The 22,139-nt window shown below is 77.9% G+C and carries 24 protein-coding genes; 5 read left to right on the top strand and 19 right to left on the bottom strand.

Annotated features, from left to right (window positions below):
- Window positions 1–632: isochorismate synthase (locus ACI79F_RS13910; RefSeq protein WP_456578914.1), on the top strand; the 632-nt coding region annotated here is incomplete at its 5' end.
- 10 nt (window positions 633–642) lie between these two features.
- Here the strand turns inward: ACI79F_RS13910 and ACI79F_RS13905 are convergent.
- Entirely contained in the window at window positions 643–1,182 is a 540-nt protein-coding gene (locus ACI79F_RS13905; protein WP_456544800.1) for a 2,4'-dihydroxyacetophenone dioxygenase family protein, read from the bottom strand.
- A 210-nt stretch (window positions 1,183–1,392) separates the two neighbouring features.
- On the opposite strand from ACI79F_RS13905, the gene ACI79F_RS13900 reads away from it, so the two are divergent.
- Window positions 1,393–1,968: a dihydrofolate reductase family protein gene (locus ACI79F_RS13900; RefSeq protein ID WP_456544799.1), complete on the top strand. Its 576-nt coding sequence runs from the start codon at window positions 1,393–1,395 to the stop codon at window positions 1,966–1,968.
- Here the strand turns inward: ACI79F_RS13900 and ACI79F_RS13895 are convergent.
- From ACI79F_RS13895 to ACI79F_RS13870, 6 genes are all read right to left on the bottom strand, one after another.
- On the bottom strand, window positions 1,950–2,657 hold the full coding sequence (locus ACI79F_RS13895; protein WP_456544798.1) for a helix-turn-helix domain-containing protein: 708 nt from the start codon (window positions 2,655–2,657) through the stop codon (window positions 1,950–1,952). The two genes, ACI79F_RS13900 and ACI79F_RS13895, sit on opposite strands and share 19 nt — an antisense overlap.
- A gap of 68 nt (window positions 2,658–2,725) precedes the next feature.
- On the bottom strand, window positions 2,726–2,893 hold the full coding sequence (locus tag ACI79F_RS13890; RefSeq protein ID WP_456544797.1) for a hypothetical protein: 168 nt from the start codon (window positions 2,891–2,893) through the stop codon (window positions 2,726–2,728).
- A gap of 72 nt (window positions 2,894–2,965) precedes the next feature.
- On the bottom strand, window positions 2,966–4,759 hold the full coding sequence (locus ACI79F_RS13885) for an ABC transporter ATP-binding protein (RefSeq protein WP_456544796.1): 1,794 nt from the start codon (window positions 4,757–4,759) through the stop codon (window positions 2,966–2,968).
- A complete protein-coding gene (locus ACI79F_RS13880; protein ID WP_456544805.1) occupies window positions 4,756–6,363 on the bottom strand; it encodes an ABC transporter transmembrane domain-containing protein in 1,608 nt (535 codons plus the stop codon). The genes ACI79F_RS13885 and ACI79F_RS13880 overlap by 4 nt, the downstream gene beginning before the upstream one ends.
- 139 nt (window positions 6,364–6,502) lie before the next feature.
- Entirely contained in the window at window positions 6,503–8,185 is a 1,683-nt protein-coding gene (menD, locus tag ACI79F_RS13875) for a 2-succinyl-5-enolpyruvyl-6-hydroxy-3-cyclohexene-1-carboxylic-acid synthase (RefSeq protein ID WP_456544795.1), read from the bottom strand.
- Window positions 8,182–9,141, bottom strand: coding sequence for an o-succinylbenzoate synthase (locus tag ACI79F_RS13870; protein WP_456544794.1), 960 nt, complete (start codon window positions 9,139–9,141; stop codon window positions 8,182–8,184). The genes menD and ACI79F_RS13870 overlap by 4 nt, the downstream gene beginning before the upstream one ends.
- An 88-nt stretch (window positions 9,142–9,229) precedes the next feature.
- Here ACI79F_RS13870 and menE point away from each other — a divergent pair, with 88 nt between their 5' ends.
- Together menE and ACI79F_RS13860 are read left to right on the top strand one after the other, a co-directional pair.
- Entirely contained in the window at window positions 9,230–10,357 is a 1,128-nt protein-coding gene (menE, locus tag ACI79F_RS13865; protein WP_456544793.1) for an o-succinylbenzoate--CoA ligase, read from the top strand.
- The gene (locus ACI79F_RS13860; protein WP_456544792.1) at window positions 10,357–11,226 is read left to right on the top strand and encodes a 1,4-dihydroxy-2-naphthoate polyprenyltransferase; all 870 of its coding nucleotides are present in this window, start codon (window positions 10,357–10,359) and stop codon (window positions 11,224–11,226) included. The genes menE and ACI79F_RS13860 overlap by 1 nt, the downstream gene beginning before the upstream one ends.
- A 7-nt stretch (window positions 11,227–11,233) precedes the next feature.
- Here the strand turns inward: ACI79F_RS13860 and ACI79F_RS13855 are convergent, their stop codons facing one another.
- Window positions 11,234–11,560: a DUF4229 domain-containing protein gene (locus ACI79F_RS13855; RefSeq protein WP_456544791.1), complete on the bottom strand. Its 327-nt coding sequence runs from the start codon at window positions 11,558–11,560 to the stop codon at window positions 11,234–11,236.
- On the bottom strand, window positions 11,553–11,990 hold the full coding sequence (locus ACI79F_RS13850; protein ID WP_456544804.1) for an Lrp/AsnC family transcriptional regulator: 438 nt from the start codon (window positions 11,988–11,990) through the stop codon (window positions 11,553–11,555). The genes ACI79F_RS13855 and ACI79F_RS13850 overlap by 8 nt, the downstream gene beginning before the upstream one ends.
- 106 nt (window positions 11,991–12,096) lie before the next feature.
- Between ACI79F_RS13850 and ACI79F_RS13845 the strand changes: the two genes are divergently transcribed.
- Window positions 12,097–12,321: a hypothetical protein gene (locus ACI79F_RS13845; protein ID WP_456544790.1), complete on the top strand. Its 225-nt coding sequence runs from the start codon at window positions 12,097–12,099 to the stop codon at window positions 12,319–12,321.
- A 110-nt stretch (window positions 12,322–12,431) separates the two neighbouring features.
- Here ACI79F_RS13845 and ACI79F_RS13840 read toward each other — a convergent pair whose 3' ends face one another.
- From ACI79F_RS13840 to ACI79F_RS13795, 10 genes are all read right to left on the bottom strand, one after another.
- The gene (locus ACI79F_RS13840) at window positions 12,432–12,746 is read right to left on the bottom strand and encodes a hypothetical protein (protein ID WP_456544789.1); all 315 of its coding nucleotides are present in this window, start codon (window positions 12,744–12,746) and stop codon (window positions 12,432–12,434) included.
- 128 nt (window positions 12,747–12,874) lie between these two features.
- On the bottom strand, window positions 12,875–13,834 hold the full coding sequence (gene ccsB / locus ACI79F_RS13835; protein WP_456544788.1) for a c-type cytochrome biogenesis protein CcsB: 960 nt from the start codon (window positions 13,832–13,834) through the stop codon (window positions 12,875–12,877).
- Window positions 13,831–15,471, bottom strand: a complete 1,641-nt coding sequence (resB, locus tag ACI79F_RS13830; protein ID WP_456544787.1) for a cytochrome c biogenesis protein ResB — start codon at window positions 15,469–15,471, stop codon at window positions 13,831–13,833. The genes ccsB and resB overlap by 4 nt, the downstream gene beginning before the upstream one ends.
- Window positions 15,468–16,283 carry a cytochrome c biogenesis CcdA family protein gene (locus ACI79F_RS13825; protein WP_456544786.1) on the bottom strand — a complete coding sequence of 272 codons (816 nt, stop codon included), beginning with the start codon at window positions 16,281–16,283 and terminating at the stop codon, window positions 15,468–15,470. Before ACI79F_RS13825 ends, resB begins: the two co-directional genes overlap by 4 nt.
- A gap of 1 nt (window position 16,284) precedes the next feature.
- The gene (locus ACI79F_RS13820) at window positions 16,285–16,914 is read right to left on the bottom strand and encodes a TlpA family protein disulfide reductase (RefSeq protein ID WP_456544785.1); all 630 of its coding nucleotides are present in this window, start codon (window positions 16,912–16,914) and stop codon (window positions 16,285–16,287) included.
- Window positions 16,911–17,558, bottom strand: coding sequence for a histidine phosphatase family protein (locus tag ACI79F_RS13815; RefSeq protein WP_456544784.1), 648 nt, complete (start codon window positions 17,556–17,558; stop codon window positions 16,911–16,913). The genes ACI79F_RS13820 and ACI79F_RS13815 overlap by 4 nt, the downstream gene beginning before the upstream one ends.
- Window positions 17,558–18,937, bottom strand: coding sequence for a glutamate-1-semialdehyde 2,1-aminomutase (gene hemL / locus ACI79F_RS13810; protein WP_456544783.1), 1,380 nt, complete (start codon window positions 18,935–18,937; stop codon window positions 17,558–17,560). The genes ACI79F_RS13815 and hemL overlap by 1 nt, the downstream gene beginning before the upstream one ends.
- Complete coding sequence (locus tag ACI79F_RS13805; protein WP_456544782.1) at window positions 18,934–19,470, bottom strand: DUF3093 family protein; 537 nt, start codon at window positions 19,468–19,470, stop codon at window positions 18,934–18,936. The genes hemL and ACI79F_RS13805 overlap by 4 nt, the downstream gene beginning before the upstream one ends.
- Before the next feature lie 22 nt (window positions 19,471–19,492).
- Complete coding sequence (gene hemB / locus ACI79F_RS13800) at window positions 19,493–20,521, bottom strand: porphobilinogen synthase (RefSeq protein ID WP_456544781.1); 1,029 nt, start codon at window positions 20,519–20,521, stop codon at window positions 19,493–19,495.
- Window positions 20,518–22,056 (bottom strand): uroporphyrinogen-III synthase, encoded by a 1,539-nt coding sequence (locus ACI79F_RS13795; RefSeq protein WP_456544780.1) that lies wholly within the window; start codon window positions 22,054–22,056, stop codon window positions 20,518–20,520. The genes hemB and ACI79F_RS13795 overlap by 4 nt, the downstream gene beginning before the upstream one ends.
- Window positions 22,057–22,139: the final 83 nt, after the last annotated feature.

Genomic DNA, 22,139 nt, shown 5'->3' with positions numbered 1-22,139 from the left:
CCGCCCACCCCCGCGCCCCCCCCCCCCCCCCCCCGCCCCCCCCCCCCCCCCCCCCCCACCCCCCCCCCCCCCCCCCCCGCCCCCCCCCCCCCCCCCCCGGGGCCGAGGACGAGCGGCTGGCCGCCGCCCTGCTCACCTCGCCCAAGGACCGCGCCGAGCACGCCCTGGCGGTCGACTCGCTGGTCCGCGCGCTCGAGCCGTACTGCCGGGAGCTGCACGCGCCCGGGGAGCCGCAGCTGCTCACGCTGGCCAACGTCCGCCACCTGGCCACCGACGTGACCGGCACCCAGCGCGGGGCCGGGCGCCGCGGGGCGGCGAGCCTGCTGGACCTCGTCGCCGCCGTCCACCCGACCGCCGCGGTCTGCGGCACCCCGCCGGAGCGGGCCGCCGCGCTCATCGCCGAGCTCGAGGGGATGGACCGCGGCCGCTACGCCGGGCCCGTGGGCTGGCTGGACACCCGCGGGGACGGCGAGTTCGGGCTGGCGCTGCGCTGCGCCCAGCTCACCCCCGACGACCCGGCCGGCGCGCGGCTGTTCGCCGGGTGCGGCATCGTCGCCGGGTCCGACCCGGCCGCGGAGCTGGCCGAGACGCAGTCGAAGTTCGCCGCGTTCCAGGCCGCCCTCGAGGGCTGAGCCGCCCCGGTCAGCGCAGCAACTTCTCCACGGCCGCCGCGCCCAGGCCGACCTCCTCGTAGTGCCGGCGCGCCAGCTCGAGGTAGTCGTAGGCGTCGAAGGTGCCGCTGGGCTGCCCGTCCTCGTCCAGCCAGATCAGCGGGCCGGTCACGTTGAAGTGCACGCGCATCGGCTCGTCGGACTCGTGCGCGACGAGGGTGTGGGCCTCGCCGGGGGTCTCGTAGACGAAGCAGCCGCGGGTGGCCACCCAGTCGTGCTCCAGGTAGCTCCACTTCCCCGACAGCGTGTACCCGAAGACCTGGTGCGGGTGGTAGTGCCGGTTCACCAGCCCGGCCTGCTTCGCCATCAGGACGTCGGCCCAGCGGTTCTGGGTGAGCGAGATCCACAGCGGCCGGGAGCCGACCGTCTCCGACAGGGGGATGTAGTAGCGGTCGTCGTCGTCGAGCGTGTCGGGCAGGAAGATCTCCGGCGCGGCGTCGGCGCGGAAGACGTTCTCGAGCGGCTTGAGGTCGCGCCAGAACTCCCCGCCGTTCGGCTCCGGACTCACCATCGTGGGCACCCCTCCCGCTCGCTGCGTGACGACGGTCACAGCTTGCTCCGCAGGACCGCGCGGCGCACCAGGGACGCGCCACCCGCCCGCCCCGGCGACGGCCGACCGGGGGACGGTGTCGTTTCCGTCCAAGACCGCCGGTCCCCCAGCCCCTAGCGTTCCCGGCAGTCGGAGGGCGTCGGCGCCCTCCAGGACCTGCGGAGGCAGACCATGTCGCGGAAACTCGTCTGGACCGGCTTCATGACCCTCGACGGCGTCGTCGACTCCCCCGGCGGAGCCGTCGAGGGGCACCCGAGCGGCGGCTGGGTGCTGAGCACGCCGTTCGTCCCGGAGTCGTTCGCGCTCAAGGCCGAGGAGCTCGAGGAGACCGGCGCGCTGATGTTCGGCCGGCGCAGCTACGAGGCGTTCTCGGCCAGCTGGCCCGGCTCCGAGGACCACGTCGCCTACCGGGACCTGCCCAAGTACGTGGTGTCCGGCTCCCTGGGCGAGGACGCGCTGGTCGACGGCTGGGGGCCCCAGCAGCTCCTGCGGTCGACCGAGGACGTCGCCGCGCTCAAGCAGACCGACGGGGGCGCGATCTTCGTCCACGGCAGCGCCGAGCTCGCGCGCCGCCTCGCCGACGCCGACCTGATCGACCGCTACAACCTGCTGGTCTTCCCCGTGCTGCTGGGCTCGGGCAAGAGCCTGTTCAGCCGCGCCGACCGCGCCCGGCAGCAGCTGTCCCTGCGGGAGTCGGAGTCCTACTCCAACGGCGTCCTCAAGGCGGTCTACGACGTCGTGCGCTGAGCCGTGAGCGCGAGCGCACCGCCGGTCCCGCTGCGCAGCTGACCGGCGGTGCGGCCGACGTACCGGCGCAGCGCACGGGCCAGGTGCGGCTCGTCGTAGTAGCCGAGCTCGGCGACGACACCGGCGGCGGTCGCCCCGCCGAGCAGCAGCGTGGTCGCCGCCCGGGCGCGCGCGATCTGGTCGACCGCGCCGCGGGTCAGGCCCGTCGCGGCGCGGAACCGGCGCTCGACCGTGCGGTCGGAGCCGGGCACGCCGCTCCCCCGCAGGGCCGCGGCCACCAGGGGGTCCCGCTCGACGACGCCCCGGCGGACCAGCCGCTCCACCAGGGCCTCCGCGTCGTCGGGCCCCGGCGTCTCCCAGCGGTCACCGTGCAGCGTGAAGTGCCGGCTCGTCGTGTCCGGCAGCGCCAGCCCCGAGTCCACCAGGGCGGGGGTGGGCGTCCGCCGCAGGGCGGTGCCGACCGCGAACTGGATGCCGACGAACACCGCCCCCTCGGGCACCGGGGCGGTGCCCGAGCGGGTCTCGGGCCCGGTCACCGCCGCGTGCCGGACGCCGTCCTGCTCCCAGAAGACGAGCCCCCAGGTCTCCGACGCGACCGACGTCATCTCCGACACCGCGTCGCTGCGGCTGGTCCAGACGGAGTCGATCCACGGCGAGTCGGACGCGCGCGTCGCGATCTCCAGGCCCACGCCGCCAACCTACGTCCCGGAGCACCCCGGCCCGACGAGGCGGCGCCCGCCGGAGCCGGGGGCGGGGGCTACCGGTCGTCCTCGCCGCGGGCGATCCGCTCGGCCCGATCGCCGGCGGTCGGGCTCCTGCGGTGCAGCTGCCCGTTGGCCCGGGCCAGCCGCGCGGCGTTGGCCACCCACGCGGCGGCGAGACCGCCGATCACCACGACGGCCGCCACGATCCAGATCCACGTCACGACGACGTCACCTCCTCGCGGGACGCTCACCGCACCGGATCGGCGGCCCTGAACGCCCCGTTCGGTCGTGCCCTACCCGTCGATCCGGGGCCCACCCGCGTTCCCCGCCACGGTCGAGCGGCCCTGCCAGGCGGCCCACAGCGTGGCGTAGCGGCCGCCGGCGGCGACCAGGTCGGCGTGGGTGCCCTCCTCGACCACCCGGCCGGCGTCGAGGACGACGACGCGGTCGGCCCGGACCGCCTGGGTGAGCCGGTGCGCGACGACGAGCGTCGTCCGGCCGGCCGTGGCCGCGAAGGCCGCCTCCTCCAGCTCGCGGGCGCCGGCGCTGCCCGCCTCCGCGGTCGCCTCGTCGAGCACCGCCACCGGCGGGTCGGCCAGCGCCAGCCGGGCCAGCGCCAGCTGCTGGGCCTGCGCCGGGGTGAGCGCGGCGCCGCCCTCGCCGACCCGGGTCGCGATCCCCTCGGGCAGCGCGGCCGCCCAGCGGGCGCCGACCAGCTCGAGGGCCGCGCGCACCTGCTCGTCGGGGGCGTCGGGACGGGCGAGCCGGACGTCGTCGGCGAGCGTCCCGGCGAAGACGTGCACCTCCTGGCTGACCAGCGCCACCTGGTCGCGCAGGCCGCGGCCGGGCAGCGCGCGGGCCGGGACGCCGTCGAGGAGCACCTCCCCCGCCGTGGGCTCCAGCGCGCCGGCCAGCACGGCGGCGAGCGTGGTCTTGCCCGCGCCGCTGGCCCCGACGAGGGCGACCCGCTCCCCCGGCCCGATCCGCAGGTCGACGCCGGCGAGGACGGCGGGGCCGTCGCCGTAGCGGTGCCCGATGCCGCGCAGCTCGACGGCGGGGCGGTGCGGCCCGGCCGGGCGCTGCGGGGCGGCGGTGGGCTCGGGCAGGTCGACGACGCCGACCAGCCGCACCAGCGCGGCCCCGGCGGCCTGCACCTCGTCGAAGGAGAACAGCAGGGTGCCCAGCGGCCCGAACAGCCGGTGGAACAGCAGCGCCGCCGTCGTCACCTCGCCGACGGTGCCCACGTCCCAGCGCACCAGCAGGAACCCGACGCCGAGGACGGCGGCCAGCCCGACGTACTCCGAGCGGTTCATCCGCCAGCCGAAGTCGGTGTAGAGCCGGAAGACGCCGACGCCGACGTCGCGGGCCACCGCCGAGCGCCGGGCGACCTCGGCGGCGTGCGGGCCGCTGCGGGCGTAGGCGCGGATGGTGTCGGCGCCGTGCACCGCGCCGAGCAGCCCGTCGGCCCGCTCGGCGACGACGACCCGCTCGCGGGCGTACACCGGCGCCGAGCGCGGCAGGTACCAGCGCAGGGCCAGGCCGTAGCTGGGCAGCGCGAGCAGCCCGGCCAGCGCCAGCCGCCAGTCCAGCACCCCGAGGCCGAGCAGGGTGAGCAGCACGGCCAGCCCCGCGTTGACCACCTCGGGCAGGCCGGTGGTGACCGACTCGCTGACCCGGGCGACGTCGTCGCCGACGCGGGAGAGCAGGTCCCCGGCGCGGACCCGGTCCAGGACGGCGGTGTGCAGGTGCAGCACGCGGGCCACGACCGCCTCGCGCAGGCGGGCCAGCACCGACTCCCCGAGCCGGCTGACCGCGACCGCCGACAGGCCCACCAGGACGGCGGAGAGCAGGGCCGCGCCGGCGAGCGCCACGAGGTACCCGCCGATCGAGCCGCCCGCGGAGACGGCGTCGACCAGCCGGCCGAGCACGGCGGGCGCGACGAGCCCCGCGGCGGCCGCGGCGACGCTGAGCACGACGGCCGCGGCGGCGTCGAGCGGGCGCTCGCGGGCGTGGCGGCCGACCACCCGGGCCGCCCGCCGTCCGGTCGCGGTGGGCAGCAGGTCCGGCGCGGGGCCGCCCGCGGTCACCGGAGGACCGCCGTCCGGTAGGCGTCGGCGTCCGACAGCTCCGCGTGGGTGCCGGTGGCCGCGACCCGGCCGCCGTCCAGCAGCAGGACCCGGCCGCAGCGGCCCAGCAGCGCGGGGCTGCTGGTGACCAGCACCGTCGTCCGCCCGCGGCGCATGTCCTCGACCCCGGCGGCGATGGCCTCCTCGGTGACGGCGTCGACCGCGGTGGTCGGGTCGTGCAGCACCAGCACCGGCGGTGCCTGCAGCAGCGCGCGGGCGAGTGCGACCCGCTGGCGCTGGCCGCCGGACAGGCTGCGGCCGCGGTCGGCCACCGCCCGCTGCGCGCCGTCGGGGTGCCCGGTGAGGACGTCGTCGGCGGCCGCGGCGCGCACCGCGGCGAGGAACCGGTCGTCGGGCGCGGTGCCGGCCGGGTCCACCGCGGTGCGGACGGTGCCCTCGAACAGCACGACCGCGTGCGGCTCGACCAGCACGGCGCGGCGGGCGGCCGCGGGGTCGAGGTCGCCGACCTCCGCGCCGTCGACCAGGACGGCGCCCGCGACCCGGTCGGCGGGCAGCCGGCCGGCGAGGAGGGCGACGAGCGCCTCGGCGTCGCGGGGGTCGGGGGCGACGACGCCGAGCAGTTCCCCCGGCTCCGCGGTCAGCGACAGCCCCGCCAGGGAGCCGGCGGTGACCTCGCGCAGCTCCAGCCGGCCCGCGCCGGCGGGGGTGCGGCCCGCGCCGCCGGCGGCGAGCACCGGCCGGGCCAGCACGTCGGCGACGCGGGCCGCCGACGCCCGGGCCTCGGCCCACCTCTGGCCGGCGAAGCCGAGCAGCCCGACCGGCTCGGCGAGGAACTGGGCGAGGCCGACGACGGTGACCAGGTCGCCGACGCTCAGCTGCCCGTCGAACGCCAGCGCCCCGGCGGCGCCGGCGACCGCGGTGAGGAACAGGCCGCTGCCCAGCGTCGTGACCCCGCGGTAGAGGCCGACCGCGCGGGCGGCGTGCAGCGTGGAGGCCAGCGACGTGCGGCTGGTCCGCCGGTAGCGCTCGGTGGCCGCGTCCTCGGCGCCGATGCCGCGCAGCGCCCGGACGCCCTGCACCAGGTCGGTGGCCAGCCCCGCGGTGCGGGCGACGTCCTCCTGCTGCGCGGCGGTGCGGCGGGTCAGCAGCGGGGCGAGCAGCTGCAGCGCGCCCACCAGCAGCGGGGCGCCGACCAGCACCGCCAGCCCCAGCGGCACGTGCACGACCAGCAGCGAGACCGCCGCGACCGCGACCGCGGCGGTGCCGGCGACCAGTACCGAGGCGGCCTCGATCACCCGGCCGACCCGGTCGGCGTCGGAGGTGGCGGTCGACAGCAGCTCGCCGGTGGGCGGCGGGTCGGCCAGCCCGCGCGGGTCGAGCACCCGCTCGGTGAGCTCCACCCGGAGCAGGTGGGTCTCCTCCCACCAGGCGGCCACGACGGCCCGGGCGCCGAACCGATAGGCCTGGGAGAGGACGACGAACAGCAGGCCGGTGCCGAGCAGCGCGACGCCCAGGGCGGGGACGTCGCCGGTCGCCACCGCCCGGTCGATGGTCAGGCCGATCGCCACGGGGACGAGGGCCTCGCAGGTCTGGTGCAGCGACAGGAGGGCGACGGAGGCGGCCAGCCGGCGCGGGTGTCGCCGCAGCGCCCGCCGCAGCAGGGTGCGCGCCGTGGGAGGCAGGGCTCCTCCTCGGCGGCCGGGCGAACAGGTCAGGGCAGCCTAACCTGCGCCGTCCGGCGGATCAGCCCAGCGCCGCGGCGGCCGCCTCCCGCAGCCGGACGGCGAGGTCGGCCTCGGCCCGCTGGTCGGTGCGGGCGACGAGCAGCCGCGGCCCGCCGGCGGTCAGGGCGGCCCGCAGGTCGTCGGTCTCCGGCACCGCCTCGGCCGCCCACCCCAGGGACCGGGCGACGGCGACGAGGTCGCGGCCGTGCGGTGTGCCGAACACCCGGCGGTAGGCGGCCGCGTGCTCGGGGCGGCCCGGCTCGAGCTGGGCGAAGATGCCGCCGCCGTCGTTGTCCGGCACCACGACGGTCAGGTCCGGCGCCGGCTCGCCGTCGCCGAGCAGCAGCCCGGTCAGGTCGTGCAGCACGGTCAGGTCGCCCAGCAGCGCGACGGCCGGCCCGCCCCCGGCCCGCCGGTGCGCCAGCGCGGCGCCCACCGCGGTCGAGATCGTGCCGTCGATGCCGGCGACGCCGCGGTTGGCCAGCACGGTCAGGTCGGCGCGCGGCACGGCCAGCCGGTCGACGTCGCGCACCGGCGTCGAGGAGCCGAGCACCAGCAGCCCCCCGGCGGGCGCGGCGGCCACCACGTCGCGGGCCAGCCGCGCGGCGGTGGCCGGCTCCCCCGCCAGCAGGGCGTCGACGGCCGCGCCGGCCCGCGCGGCGGCCGACTTCCAGGCCGCCGCCCAGGCCGGGTCGGCGGTCTCCGCGGTCCCCGGCAGCGCGCCGACGGCCGCGGCGCTGCGGCCGGCGTCGGCCCACCGCGAGCCGGCCGGCACGACCTCCACCCGCACCGCGGGGTCGGCCAGCAGCGCGGACACCGGGCGGGACAGCGTCGGGCGGCCGACGACGAGCACCCGCTCCGGTCGGTGCGCGGCCAGCCAGTCCGCGGCGCCCAGCAGCAGCGCGCCGCCGCGCACCGCGGCCCCCCAGGCGCCGCTGCTGGGCTCGGCCACCACCGGCCAGCCGGCCCGCCGGGCGAGGCCGGCGGCGGCGCGGCCGAGCGCGGGCGGGGCGTCCCCGACGACGACCACCGTGCGGGCGGGGCCGGCCGGCAGGGGCGCCGGGCCGGGGGCGCCGGCCCCGGCGGCGGTCCACGGCGCGCCGTCGGGCCGCCCGGCCCACGGCTGCCCGGTGGCGGCCGGCCCGTCGGGCAGCAGCGGCTCGCGGAACGGCAGGTTCAGGTGCACCGGCCCGGGGTCGCCGGAGACGACGCCGCGGGCGACGAGCAGCGACCGGGCGACCAGCGCGCGCCAGTACCGGTTCTGCGGCTCCTCGCGGCCGGCCTCGGGCACGCCGGCGTCCGCGGCGAAGCGCACCGCGCCCCCGTACAGCCCGGGCTGGTCGATCGTCTGGTTGGCCCCGGTGGCCCGCAGCTCGGGCGGCCGGTCGGCGGTGAGCAGCAGCAGCGGCACGCCGCTCGCGTCGGCCTCCAGCACCGCGGCGTGCAGGTGCGCGGTCGCCGTCCCCGAGGTGGTGAGGACCGGCACCGGGCGGCCGGTGCCGCGGGCCAGGCCGAGGGCGAGGAAGGCCGCCGTCCGCTCGTCGACCCGCACGTGCAGGGTGAGCCGGCCGGCCCGCTCGGCGGCGGCCAGCGCGAGCGCCACCGGCGCCGAGCGCGAGCCGGGCGCGACCACCGCGTCGGTCACGCCGCCGCGGAGCAGCTCGTCGACCAGCACGGTGGCCAGCGCGGTCGAGGGGTTCACGCCGCCGCCCCTGCCCGGACGGCCGCGAGGCGGGCCCGCCAGCGGGCGTCGACGTCGGCCGGGGCGGGGACCGCGGCCAGCCGGTCGGGGGCGACCGCCCGCACCGGCAGCGCGCCGTCGACCGGCAGCAGCGGGTCGGCGGCGACGTCGGCGGTGAACAGCGCGACGGTGGCCAGGCCGCAGGCGAACGGGAGCTCGGGCAGCGCGGCGGCCAGCGCCACCCCGGCGGCGATGCCGACCGAGCTCTCCAGCGCCGAGGACACCACGCAGGGCAGGCCGTGCGCCTCGGCCACCCGCAGCGCGGCCCGGACGCCGCCCAGCGGCTGCACCTTGAGGACGACGACGTCGGCGGCCTCGCGCAGGTCGACCCGCAGCGGGTCGGCCGAGCGGCGCACGCCCTCGTCGACGGCGATGCGGACGTCGACCCGGCGGCGCAGCGCGGCGAGCTCGGCCAGCGTCGGGCAGGGCTGCTCCACGTACTCCAGGCCGGCCGCGGCGTCGAGCGCGCAGATGCGGGCGGCGGCGGTGTCGACGTCCCAGGCGGCGTTGGCGTCGACCCGCACCGCGCCGTCCGGGCCGAGGGCGTCGCGCACCGCCTCGACGCGGGCCAGGTCCTCGGCGGCGTCCTGCCCGGGCTCGGCGACCTTGACCTTGGCGGTCCGGCAGCCGGAGGCGGCGACGATCGCGTGCGCCCGCTCCGGCCCGACGGCCGGGACGGTCACGTTCACCGGGACGGCGTCGCGGCGCGGCGGCGGCCAGCCCTCGAGCGCCGCCTCGCGGGCGGCGGCCCACCAGCGGCGGCTCTCGGCGGCGTCGTAGTCCCAGAACGGGCTGAACTCGCCCCAGCCGGCCGGGCCGTGCACGAGCACGCCGTCGCGGAGGTCGATGCCGCGGAACCGGGTGCGCAGCGGCACCGAGTACACGTGGACGGCGTCGATCCCCGCCGCGTCCGCCACGGTGACCAGCGTAGTTCGGCCCTCCTGCGGGGTCCCGCGGCGAGCCCGCGAGTCGTGGGGGGCAGGAGGGTCCCTACTCTCGGATCCCGTGGCCCGGCACCTGACCCTCGTGCCCGCGCCCGACGACCCCCTGGTGCTGCTGGAGCCGCTGCGCGCCTGCCTGGCCGGCGCCGCGCCGCTGGCCGTGCTGCCGGCCGGGCCGCCCGCCGCGGTGGCCGCCGCGCGCGCGGTGCTGCGGCCCGAGGAGCCGCTCGAGGCCGGCGCCGACCTCGTCGTCGTCACCTCCGGGTCGACCGGCGGCGGCCGCGGCGTCCTGCTGCCGGCCGCGGCGCTGCGCGCCGCCGGCGCGGCGACGCACGAGCGGCTGGGCGGGCCGGGGGCGTGGCTGCTCGCCCTGCCGGTGTCGGCGGTCGCCGGGCTGCAGGTGCTGCTCCGCTCCCTGCTGGCCGGGACGACGCCGACCGTGCCGGGCCGGGGCGAGCCGCTGGCCGCCGCGGTCGCGCGGATGCCGGCCGGCCGCCGCTACGCCTCGCTGGTGCCCACGCAGCTGCGCCGGTACCTGGACGCCGAGCCGGACGCGCTGCGCGCGCTCGACGCGGTGCTGGTCGGCGGCGCGGCCACCGACCCGGCGCTGCTGGCCCGGGCGCGGGAGGACGGCGTCCGGGTCGTGACGACGTACGGGATGACCGAGACCGCGGGCGGCTGCGTCTACGACGGCGTCCCGCTGGACGGCGTCTCCGTGCGGGTCGCCGGCGGCGGGATCGAGCTCGCCGGGCCGGTGCTCGCGCTGGGCTACCGCGGCGACCCGGCCGCCACCGCGGAGGCCTTCGCCGGCGGCTGGTTCCGCACCCGCGACGCCGGTGAGCTGGCCGGCGGGGTCCTGACCGTGCACGGCCGGCTGGACGACGTCGTGGTGACCGGCGGGGTGAACGTCGCCCCGCAGGCGGTCGAGGGCGTGCTGCGCGAGCACCCGGCGGTCGCCGACGCGGTCGTCTTCGGCCGGCCCGACCCCGAGTGGGGGCAGCGGGTGGTCGCCGCCGTCGTCCCGGCGCCCGGCGCCGACCCGGGCCTGGACGCCCTGCGGCCGTGGGTCGCCGCGCGGCTGGGCGGGCCGGCCGCGCCGCGGGAGCTGCACCGGATCCCCGCCGTCCCGACGCTGCACACCGGCAAGCCCGACCGCCGCGCGGTGGCCGCGGCCCTGACGGGCGCCGCCTGATGGCCACGCCCGCGCAGTGGGTGGCCGGCGCGCGCCCCCGGACGCTGCCGGCCGCCGTCGCCCCCGTGCTGGTCGGCACCGGCGTTGCGGCCGCGCTCGACGGGTTCCGGCCCGGGCCGGCGCTGCTGGCGCTGCTGGTCGCACTGGCCCTGCAGGTGGCGGTCAACTACGCCAACGACTACTCCGACGGCCGCCGCGGCACCGACGCCGACCGGGTCGGGCCGATGCGGCTGGTCGGCTCCGGCGCGGCGACGCCCCGGCAGGTGCTCGTCGCGGCGCTGGCCGCCTTCGCCGTCGCGGGGGTCGCCGGGCTGGCGCTGGCCGCGCTGTCGAGCTGGTGGCTGGTCGCGGTCGGCGCGGTCTGCATCGCCGCGGCCTGGACCTACACCGGCGGCCCGCTGCCCTACGGCTACCGGGCGCTGGGCGAGGTGTTCGTCTTCGTCTTCTTCGGCCTGGTCGCGGTCGCCGGGACGACGTTCGTGCAGACCCGGTCGGTGGAGGGCCTGGCGCTCGCGGCGGCGGTGCCGATCGGGCTGCTGTCGGTGGCGCTGCTCGTGGTGAACAACCTGCGCGACATCGCCGGGGACGCCGCCGTCGGCAAGCGGACGCTGGCGGTGCTGCTCGGCGAGCGCGGCACCCGGCTGGCCTACACCGGCCTGCTGGTCGTCGCGTTCGCCGTGGTCGTCGCGATCGGGGTCGCCCGCCCCTGGGCGCTGCTCGGCCTGGCCGCCGCGCCGCTGGCGGTGCCGCCGGCCCGGCTGGTGCTCTCCGGGGCGCGCGGGCCGGCGCTCGTCGCCGGCCTGCAGGCGACCGGCCTGCTGACCCTGGCCACCGGCGTGCTGCTCGCCGCCGGGCTCGCGCTGAGCTGACCGGGGCTCAGGCGTCGTCCGCGGCGTCCCCGGACAGCCGCGTGCGCAGGTCCTCCTTGGCGGCGCGCCGCGCGACGCTGCGCGCGGCGAGCGCCTCGGTGAGCCGGTCGCGGACCCCGCGCAGGAGCACGTGCGAGACCGGCATCGACAGCAGCAGCCCGAACAGCAGCGCGGGGAAGCCGGGCAGGCCGGCGACCCAGATGACGGCGACGAGCGCGACGGTGATCAGCAGCCGGCCGAGCGTGTAGAGCACCAGCGGCGGCGCCACCCGCGGCGGCGTGGCCCGGCCGCCGGTCGGGGACCCGGGCGCCGCCGGTCCGGTCGCGTCAGCCATGCCGGCCCTCCCACTTGGTCGAGAGCACCACGGTCGTGCGGGTGCGTGCCACTCCTCTGATCCGGTTCAACGCGCTGATGGCCGCCTCCAGTGCCGGGATGTCGGTCACCCGCACCTTCAGGACGTAGCCCTCCGCGCCGGCGACCCGCCAGCAGTCCTCGACCTCGGGCATCGCCGCCAGGGCCGCCTCCACGCCGGTCTCGTCGACCGAGTCGCTCTCGATGACGCTGATCAGCGCCGTGACGTCCAGCCCGACGGCCATCGGGTCGACGACCGCGCGGTAGCCGGTGATGACCCCGCCCGCCTCGAGCTTGCCGACCCGCTCGTGCACCGCCGGCGCCGAGAGCCCCACCTGGCGGGCCAGCTCGGCGTAGCTGGCCCGGCCGTTGGCCTGCAGCAGCTCGATGAGCCTGCGGTCGACCGCGTCGATGACCGTCCTCCGTCCCGGATCGGGACCGGATGCCCCGACCCCGCCCCCGAGTATCGCCGCGGACGTACTGTGGGTCGTACAGGGGGAGACGGAGAGGTGGCGCCGCGTGGTGTTCCTGGTGTTCCTGGTGGTGGCGATCGCCGTGGTCGTGCTGGTCATGCGCGCCGCGGAGAAGTCCGGTACGAGCGGCGGCCCCGGCCTGGGGGCGCCGCGCCCGCAGCGCCGTCCGCGGCCGCCGCGCAACGCGCGCCCGCTGGCGCCCGACGACGACCCGGAGTTCCTCCGCGAACTGGAGCGCCGCGCCCGCCGCGACGACGGCTCGCCGGCCTGACCCGCCGCCTCAGCCGGGATCAGGTGACCTGATCCCGACGCGTCCTCCCTCACGGTCCACCGCGGGGGAGGACACCGCACGATCAGGGACGCTGATCGTGGCCGGGCGCCTCAGGCGGCCCGGCTCCCGCCGAACAGCCGCCGCCAGCCCCGCGGACGCTCCGGCGTCGGCGTCGCCGCGGGCCGCTCCGGGGCCCGCTCGGCCGGCTCCGCCGTGATCGAGCCCGGCCAGCCGACCGGCGACCCGCCGGGGGCCTCGTCGTCCCGCCCGGGCCAGCCGACCGGGTTCTCCTGCCGCTCCCCGCCGCGCCGCTCGTCACCGGCGTCCGTGTGCCGGGGGGTGCCGCCGGCGACGCCGCGCCGGGCGAGCGCCGCCGCGACGACCGGGTCGACGTCCGCGCCGACTGCTGCCGCGTGCCTACCCACGGTGACCACCCCGGTGCCTGTCCATGCCTGCATCCCAGCACGGACCGGGCGGTCCCGTCACCCGCCGACGTCGCCCGACCGGGGGCCGGTCACCCGCGGTGACGACGTCCGACCCCTCTCCGGGCCCCTCAGGAGACGCCGGCGTAGCTGTGCAGGCCGGTGGAGACCATGTTCACGTAGAGCAGGTTGAAGATCATCACGCCGAGGCCCACCACGTTGACCCACGCGGCCGGCCTGCCGCGCCAGCCGGCCGTCGTCCGCGCGTGGAGGTAGGCCGCGTAGACGACCCAGGCGATGAACGCCCAGGTCTCCTTGGGGTCCCAGCCCCAGAACCGGCCCCAGGCGCTCTCGGCCCAGATGGCGCCGGCGATCACGGCGAAGGTCCAGATCGGGAAGCCGAACACCGCGGTGCGGTGGGCCACCCGGTCGATCGCGGCCGGCGCCGGCAGTCGGTCGAGCAGGCCGCCGGCCGTCGCGGTGCCGGCGGCGACGCGGGCGTCGTGGCGCAGCCGCAGCAGGTACATGACGCTGGCGATGCCGCTGACGAAGAAGATGCCGAAGCCCAGGATCGCGGTGGTCACGTGGACGGCGAGCCAGCTCGACCGCAGCGACGCGACCAGCGGCCCGGCCTCGGCGTAGAGGAACAGCCCGATGGCGACCATCGAGAGCACGACCGGCGCGAGCACGAAGACGCCGAGGTGCCGCAGCGCCGGCCGCCGCACGGCGAGCACCGTGAACGAGACGACGGCCACGAGCACGACCCCGGTCGCGAACTCGTACATGTTGCCCCAGGGCAGCCGGTCGGTGGCCAGCCCGCGGAACAGCAGGACCCCGGCCTGGGCGAGCGCGCCCAGCACCGTGAGGACCATCCCCGCCACGCCGTAGCGGCGGACGCTCGCCGGCTCGGCCGGGACCTCGGCCGCCGCCGGCCCGGCCGGCGCGCCGGCGCCGACCAGCTCCCGGGCCGGGGCGGGCCGCCGGCCGAACGCGAGCTGCGCGCAGAAGGCGATGACCGCCAGCGAGTACAGGCCGACGCTGACGGAGAACAGCGTGTCGGAGAGGTCGGCCAGGGTGGTGTCGACGGTCACGGGGCGGGGACCTCCGGGTCCGGGGGGACCCCGCCGGCCGGCGGGGTGGGGCGTGCGGGGGCGCGGGCGGCCAGCGCCGCCCGCAGGTCGTCGGCCAGCCCGGCGAAGCGCTCGGAGCCCTCGCCGCCGCCCCGCGTCAGCGAGCCGACGGTCAGCACGGTACCGGGCGCGCCGGCGGCCGGGCCGACGCGGGCGAAGACCCGCTCGCGGCGCAGCAGCAGCATGCCCAGCAGGCCCACGAGGACGGCGATCGCGGCGACCAGCACCCACACCTGCCCCGGGTCGTGCGACAGCTGCAGGGCGGCGAACTCCGCGTAGCCGGTGAAGGTGATCGCGGTGCCGTCGGGCAGGGTCAGCGTCTCCCCGATGGCCAGGTTGGCCGAGCCGACCCGCTCCAGCGCGCCGCGCTCGATCTGCTCGGCGCTGATCGAGTACACCGACTGCGGGCGGCCGGTGTCCAGGCCGAGGTAGCCCTGGTAGGCCACGACGGCCACCTGCGGGTCCAGCGGGCGGGGGTCGGCGCTGGTCAGGATGCCGTTCTGCACCACGCCGGTCGGGGCGAAGAAGCCCTGGATCGCCAGCTGCGACTCCGCGTCGACGCCGAGGTCGGGCAGCTTGAGCGCGCCCTCGCTGGCCATCGTCGTCTGGTCGCTGGGCAGGAACGGCGCGGAGACGTCGGTGAAGGTCTGGCCGGTCGGCGTCGTCACGGTGAAGCGGGGCGCGAAGCCGTGGCCGGTGAGGTAGACGCGGTCGCCGTCGGCGCGCAGCGGGTCGTTGACGCCGATGGTCTGCGGGGTGCCCTCCTCGCCCGGCCCGCCGTAGGTGATGTCGGCGGTGAACGAGGCGGCGGTGCCGGACTCGTACTCGGCGCGGAAGTCCTCGAGGTCGACGCACAGCGGGCTGAGGTCGCCGCCGTCCACCAGCGGCCCGGCGGAGTACGTGTCGTACTGCTGGAAGGCGTTGCAGAAGCCCTGGCCCTCGGTCACCAGGATGCTGCCCTCGTAGCCCCACAGCTTCCCGCCGGCCAGCGCGACCAGCAGCGCCACCAGGGAGAGGTGGAACAGCAGGTTGCCGGCCTCCTTGAGGTACCCCTTCTCCGCGGACAGCTCGGGGCCGGCCGTCGTCGCCCGGCGGACGACGCGGTAGCGCCGCACCCGCAGCTCCTCCTCGACGGTGTCGAGCGCGGCCGGGCCGTCGAGCGGGGTGTCCAGCCGGGCGGCGTCCGGCAGCCGCAGCAGGTTGCGCGGGGCCGGCGGCGGCGGGGTGCGCAGGGCGCGGGCGTGCTCCACGGCCCGCGGCAGCACGCAGCCGATCAGCGAGACGAACAGCAGCAGGTAGACCGCGGCGAACCAGGGCGAGCTGAAGACGTCGAAGAGGTAGAACCGGTCCAGCCACGGCGCCAGCGTCGGGTGGTCGGCGAAGTAGCGGGCGACGTTGGTCTGCGACAGCGAGCGCTGCGGCAGCAGCGAGCCGGGGATGGCCGCCAGCGCCAGCAGGAACAGCAGGATGATCGCCGTCCGCATGGCGGTCAGCCGGCGCCACCACCGCACGAGCAGGGTCCACGCGCGCCGGCCGGCCGAGGGCCGGGCGGGCGGGGGCGGCGCGGCCGCCTCGCGCGGCGGGGCGGTGACGGTCACAGCGAGGTCCCGATCCCGGTGGCGGCGGCCCAGGAGCGCAGCCAGCCCATCATCTCCGCCCACGCGCCGGTGACCAGCAGGAGGCCGACCAGCACGAGCAGCCCGCCGCCGACCCGGGTGACAGCGCGGGCGTGCCGGCGCAGGAAGGCCGTCGCCCCCAGCGCCCACCGGGCGCCGAGCGCGACCAGCACGAACGGCACGCCGAGGCCGAGGCAGTAGGCGATCGACAGGAAGGCGCCGCGGCCGGCGGTCCCCTCGGTGTAGGCGAGGCTGAGGACGGCGCCCAGGGTCGGGCCGAGGCACGGGGTCCAGCCCAGCCCGAAGACGACGCCGAGCAGCGGCGCGCCGAGCAGGCCGGTCGAGGGACGCAGCGACAGCCGCTTGGTGCGCTGCAGCAGCGGCAGCCAGCCGAGGAAGCCCAGCCCGACGACGATCACCACGACGCCCATCACCCGGGTGATGACGTCGTCGTGCACGAGCAGCAGGCGGCCCAGCGAGCCCGCCGCCGTCCCGAGCGCGACGAACACCGCGGTGAAGCCGAGGACGAACAGCAGCGCGCCGAGCACCATCTGCCGCCGGCCGGTGCGCGGGTCGGTCGCGGTCGCGGTGGCGGTCCCGCCGCCCGCGGCGGGCCGGTCGCCGTCCGCCGTCCCCCGGGTGTTGCCGGCCAGGCCGGCGACGTAGGAGAGGTAGCCGGGCACCAGCGGCAGCACGCACGGCGAGGCGAAGCTGATCAGCCCGACCAGCGCCGCGACCGCGGCGGCCACGAGGAGCGGGCCGTCGGTGACGAGGCCGCTGAAGGTCTCCCCCACGTCAGCCCTCCTCGAGCAGCCGGTCGAGCACGGCGCGCAGGTCCTCCTGCGACACCTGGGCGGTGTAGACGGCGGCGACCCGGTACTCGCGGTCGAGCACGATCGTGGACGGGACGGCGTTGGCCGGGTAGTCCCGGAAGGCCAGCGCCACCTCCCCGCGCGGGTCGAACAGCGCCGGGTACTCGATGCCGTTGGAGTCGAGGAACGCCTGCGCCAGCTGCTCGTCGTCCTTGACGGTGAGCCCGAGGAACTCGACGCCGCGGTCGCGCACCTCGGCGTAGACCTCCTGGAACTCCGGCGTCTCCACCCGGCAGGGCGGGCACCAGGAGCCCCAGAAGTTGAGGACGGCGACGTCGCCGGTCAGGTCCGCCGAGTCGAACGAGCCGCCGCCGAGCAGGTCGCCGGTGAACTCCGGGGCGGTCGCCCGCTCCCCCTCGGGGATCACCTCGCCCGACGGCGTGCCGGCCTCGAAGCGGAACTCGCCGCCGTTGTTGACGTCGACGGCCGACCCCTCGCCGGTGGTGCAGCCGGCGGCGAGGACGAGGGCTCCCGCGAGCGCGGGCAGGAGGCGTCTCCCGGGGCCCCCGCGGAAGCGTGGAGCGCCAGCGGAGCGCTTTCGTGGGGTGGTCATGCCCCGGGTACCGCGTCGGGGTCGGTGGCGCCGGCCGGCTCGGCGTAGGTGACGCCGGCGACCCGGTCGCCCTCGTAGGTCACCGAGGTGACGCTGGCCAGCGCGCACTCGCGGCGGCGCGGGTCGTGCACGTAGCGGCGGCCCTCCAGGTGCAGCCGCAGCGTCCAGATCGGCAGCTGGTGGCTGACGCACACCGCCGCCGAGCCCCGGGCGGCGTCGCGGGCCGCCTCGACCGCGCGCAGCATCCGGGCGGCGATCTCGACGTAGGGCTCGCCCCACGACGGCCGGAACGGGTTGCGCAGCTTCCACCAGTGCCGCGGGTCGCGCAGGGCGCCGTCCCCGACGGCGACCCGCAGGCCCTCGAAGTCGCTGGCGGCCTCGATCAGCCGCTCGTCGGTGGCGATCGGCAGGCGCAGGGCCTCGGCGATCGGTGCCGCGGTCTGCTGCGCGCGCTCCAGCGGGCTGGCCACCAGGTACGTGATCGCCGGGTCGGCGGCCACGCCGGTGAACCACGTCGCGGCGCTGCGGGCCATCTCCTCGCCGGCCTCGGACAGCCGGTAGCCGGGCAGCCGGCCGTAGAGCACCTTGGCCGGGTTGAACACCTCGCCGTGGCGCAGCAGGTGGACGACGGTGGTCTCGCTCATCAGGTGCTGACCTCGCTGGGGTCCTGGCCGGTCGCGCGCGGCGCCTCGTCGGGGGTGGCCTCGGCGGCCGCCCGGGCGGCGGCCGGCAGCGCGTCGAGGACGTGCTCGACGGCGGCGTCGTCCAGCGCGGCGCTGACGAACCACGCCTCGAACGCCGACGGCGGCAGGTACACCCCGCGGCTGAGCAGGGCGTGGAAGAAGGCGGTGTAGCGGAAGGTCTCCTGGCTGCGCGCGTCGTCGAAGTCGCGCACCTGCCGCTCGTCGGGCACGAAGAACACCGAGAACATCGAGCCGGCCTGCTGCACCCGGTGCGGCACGCCCGCGGCGAACAGGGCGGCGCTGGCGGCGCCGCGCAGGGTGACCGCCACCTCGTCGCAGCGCGCGTACACCTCGTCGGTGCACAGCCGCAGGGTGGTCAGCCCGGCGGCCACGGCCACCGGGTTCCCCGACAGGGTGCCGGCCTGGTAGACCGGCCCGGCCGGCGCGAGCTGGTCCATCAGGTCCGCGCGGCCGCCGAAGGCCGCGGCTGGCAGCCCGCCGCCCATGACCTTGCCGAAGGTGAACAGGTCCGCGTCGACCGGGTCCAGGCCGTACCAGCCCGACCGGGACACCCGGAAGCCGGTCATCACCTCGTCGAGGACGAGCAGGGCGCCGTGCTCGGCGGTGATCCGGCGCAGCTGCGCGTTGAAGCCGTCCAGCGGGGGGACGACGCCCATGTTGCCCGGCGCGGCCTCGCTGATCACGCAGGCGACCTCGGCGCCGCGCTCGGCGAACACCGCCTCGACCGCGGCGACGTCGTTGTAGGGCAGGACGACGGTGTCGGCCGCCGCGCCCGTGGTGACGCCGGGGGTGTCGGGCAGGCCGAGGGTGGCCACGCCGGAGCCGGCCGAGGCCAGCAGCGCGTCGACGTGGCCGTGGTAGCCGCCGGCGAACTTGACGACCAGCCGGCGGCCGGTGGCGCCGCGGGCCAGCCGGATCGCCGAGAGCACCGCCTCGGTGCCGGAGTTCACCAGCCGCACCCGCTCGACCGGCGGCATGCGGTCGATGATCTCCTCCGCCAGGTCCAGCTCGCCGGCGGTCGGGGCGCCGAAGGAGGTCCCGCGGCGGGCGGCGGCGGTGACCGCCTCGACGACCGCGGGGTGGGCGTGGCCGAGGATCAGCGGCCCCCACGAGGCCACCAGGTCGACGTAGCGGCGGCCGTCGGCGTCGGTGAGCCAGGCGCCCCGCCCCTCGGCCATGAAGCGCGGCGTGCCGCCGACGGCACGGAAGGCGCGGACCGGGCTGTTGACCCCGCCCGGCGTGACCCGCCGGCCGCGGGCGAACAGCTCGGCGGAGACCGGGGCCTCGTAGGGATAGCGGGAACCGTCCAGCGAGGTCACGGCCCCAGTGTCCCCTCCGCGCCGGGCGTGCCGGGTGTGGGCCCCGTCGCACCGGGGTCCTCCGCCGGCGGCGCGGCGGCCAGCACCGCGCGGGCGAGCGCGTCCGGGTCGCGGGTGGGCACGAGGACCGTGCGCCCGTCGGTCAGCCGCAGCGGCATGCCGGTGCGCCCGCGGGGCACCGCCCAGCCGCCGCCGAGCACCGGGGCGCCGGCGTCGGCGCCGGCCTCCCCCTCGCGGACGGCGCGCAGGTGGGCGGTGTCGACCTCGGCCAGCGGCACCCGTTCGCGCCCCACCCACAGCGCCGCGACCCCGCCCTCCGCGTCGTCGCCCCGGCCGACCCGGACGGTCCACGTGCGGCGGGCCGACAGGACCCCGGCGGCCACGATGCCCAGGACGGCGACCAGCGCCACCGCCCACAGCAGCGGCGGGACGTCCGGGCCCGGCAGCGCCACGTCCATGACGAGCAGCACCCCCAGCGCCCCGGCGACCAGCCAGAACGACCGCCAGGAGCCCCCGGTCTCGACGTGGTCCATCAGTGCCGCCGCCCGCCCGCGGTCAGCGGCGCAGCAGGCGGGCCGCCTCGACCGCCCAGTAGGTCAGCACCGAGCCCGCGCCGGCCCGCCGGATCGCCGTCAGCGTCTCCAGGATCGCCCGCTCGCGGTCCACCCAGCCGTTGGCCGCGGCGGCCTCGACCATCGCGTACTCGCCGCTGACCTGGTAGGCGCTCACCGGCACCCGCACCTCGTCGGCCACCCGGGCGATGACGTCGAGGTAGGCCAGCGCCGGCTTGACCATGACCGCGTCGGCGCCCTCGGCGAGGTCCTGCTCGACCTCGCGCAGCGCCTCGTCGGCGTTGGGCGGGTCCATCTGGTAGGTCGAGCGGTCGCCGAACTGCGGCGCGCCCTCGGCGGCCTCGCGGAACGGGCCGTAGAAGCAGGAGGCGTACTTGGCCGCGTAGGCCAGCACCGGCAGCTCGGTGTACCCGCCGCCGTCCAGCGCCCGGCGGATGGCGGCGACCTGGCCGTCCATCATCCCGCTGGGGGCGATGACGTGGGCCCCGGCCTGCGCCTGGGCCAGCGCCACCGAGGCGTACCGGTCCAGCGTCGGGTCGTTGTCGACGACCATCGCCCCGCCCTGCCCCCGGACCCCACCCTTGGCCGGGGTGACCACGCCGCAGTGCCCGTGGTCGGTGTACTCGCACAGGCACAGGTCGGCCATGAGCACCAGCTCGTCGCCGAGGTCGGCGCGCAGCTGCTGCAGCGCGACGTTGACCACGCCGTCGGCGGCGTCGGCCTGCGAGCCCACCGGGTCCTTGTCGGCGGGGATCCCGAACAGGATGAGCCCGCTGATGCCGGCCTCCGCGGCCTCGTGCGCGGCCTTGCGCAGCGAGTCCTGGGTGTGCTGGACGACGCCGGGCATGGAGCCGATCGGCTGCGGCTCGGCGATGCCCTCCTTGACGAAGACCGGCAGCACCAGGTCGGCCGGGGACAGCCGGGTCTGGGCGGTCAGCCGCCGCAGCGCGGGCGTCGACCGCAGCCGGCGCCCGCGCGCGAAGCCGGGGTTCCCCCCGCCGGAGGCGCTCACTTGGAGTCGCCTTCCTCCCGGCGCGCCTGAGCGAAGGCCGCCAGCGCGTCGACCAGCGGGCCGACGGCGGCGGTCTCGGGCTGCACGTCGACGCGCAGGCCGAACTCCTGCGCCGTCGCGGCCGTCTGCGGGCCGATCACGGCGACGACGGTCTTCGCGTGCGGCTTGCCGGCGATGCCGACCAGGTTGCGCACGGTGCTCGACGAGGTGAAGCACACCGCGTCGAAGCCGCCGCCCTTGATCGCCTCGCGGACCGCGGCCGGCGGCGGCGCCGCCCGGACGGTGCGGTAGGCGGTGACGTCGTCGATCTCCCAGCCGCGCTCCTTGAGGCCCGCGGCGAGGGTCTCGGTGGCGATGTCGGCGCGGGGCAGCAGCACCCGGTCGATCGGGTCGAGGACGTCGTCGTACTCGGGGAAGTCGGCCAGCAGGCCCTCGCTGGACTGCTCCCCGGCCGGCACGAGCTCCGGCACGATGCCGAAGGCGCGGACCGCGGCGGCGGTCTGCTCGCCGACGCAGGCCACCTTCACGCCGGCGAAGGCGCGGGCGTCGAGGCCGAGCTCGGCGAACTTCTCGCGGACGGCCTTCACCGCGTTCACCGAGGTGAACACGATCCAGCCGTAGCGGCCGGTGACCAGGCCCTTGATGGCGCGGTCCATCTGCGCGGGGCTGCGCGGCGGCTCGACGGCGATGGTCGGCACCTCGACCGGCACCGCGCCGTAGGCCCGCAGCCGCTCGCTCATGTCGCCGGCCTGGTCCTTGGTGCGCGGCACCAGCACCCGCCAGCCGAACAGCGGGCGGCTCTCCCACCAGGAGAGCTTGCCGCGCTTGTCGACGACGGCGCCGACGGTGACGACGACGGCGCCGCTGAGCGCGTCGAGGCCCGCGGTCTTCTCGGCGACCGCGGCCAGCTTGGCCGGGACGCTGCGCTGGTCGGTGGTCGAGCCGGCGGCGGTGACCACGACGGACGTGCCGCCCGGCAGACCGCCCTCGACCAGCCGGGTGGCGGCGTCGGGCAGGTCGGCGGCGTCGCCGGTGAGCACCAGCGGCGCGCCCAGGCCGTGCGCCGCCGAGGCGAGCGCGACCAGGTCGCTGCCGTGCAGGTCGCCGGTCAGCGTCGTGGCGCCCAGCGCCACACCCGCGAACGCCGGGACGGCGGTGGCCGCCGCCACGCCGGGGACGACGTCGAACGGCACGGAGGTGCGGCCGACCGCGAGCACCTCCTTGACCACGGCGTCGGAGGTGAACGGGTCACCGGCGACGAGCCGGACGACCGTCTCGCCCTTCTTCGCCGCGGCCACGGCGGCCTTGGCGACCTCGTCCGGCTCGCCGGTCGCGGTCGTCGGCTCCAGGTCGGGCCGGGCCTCCCGGACGGCCGCGGTCACGGCCGGGGCGACCGCGGCGTCGACGACGAGGACGTCGGCCTCGCCGAGGGCCGCCGAGGCGCGGGCGGTCAGCATCCCGGGGTCGCCCGGGCCGGCGCCGACGAAGACGACCGTGCCGGCCGCCCCGCCGCTCTTGCTGCGGAAGCGCGTCATCGCGTGCTCCTGTTCCACTTCACTTGAGAGCCCCTCCCGGGGCTCGTTCTGGGGTCTGGGGCCGGGCTGCGGTGCCCGGCGGG

The organism is Blastococcus sp. SYSU D00868, from assembly GCF_054050575.1.
Note: the sequence above shows the minus strand (reverse complement) of the source record. Positions and strands in the feature narration are given on the sequence as shown.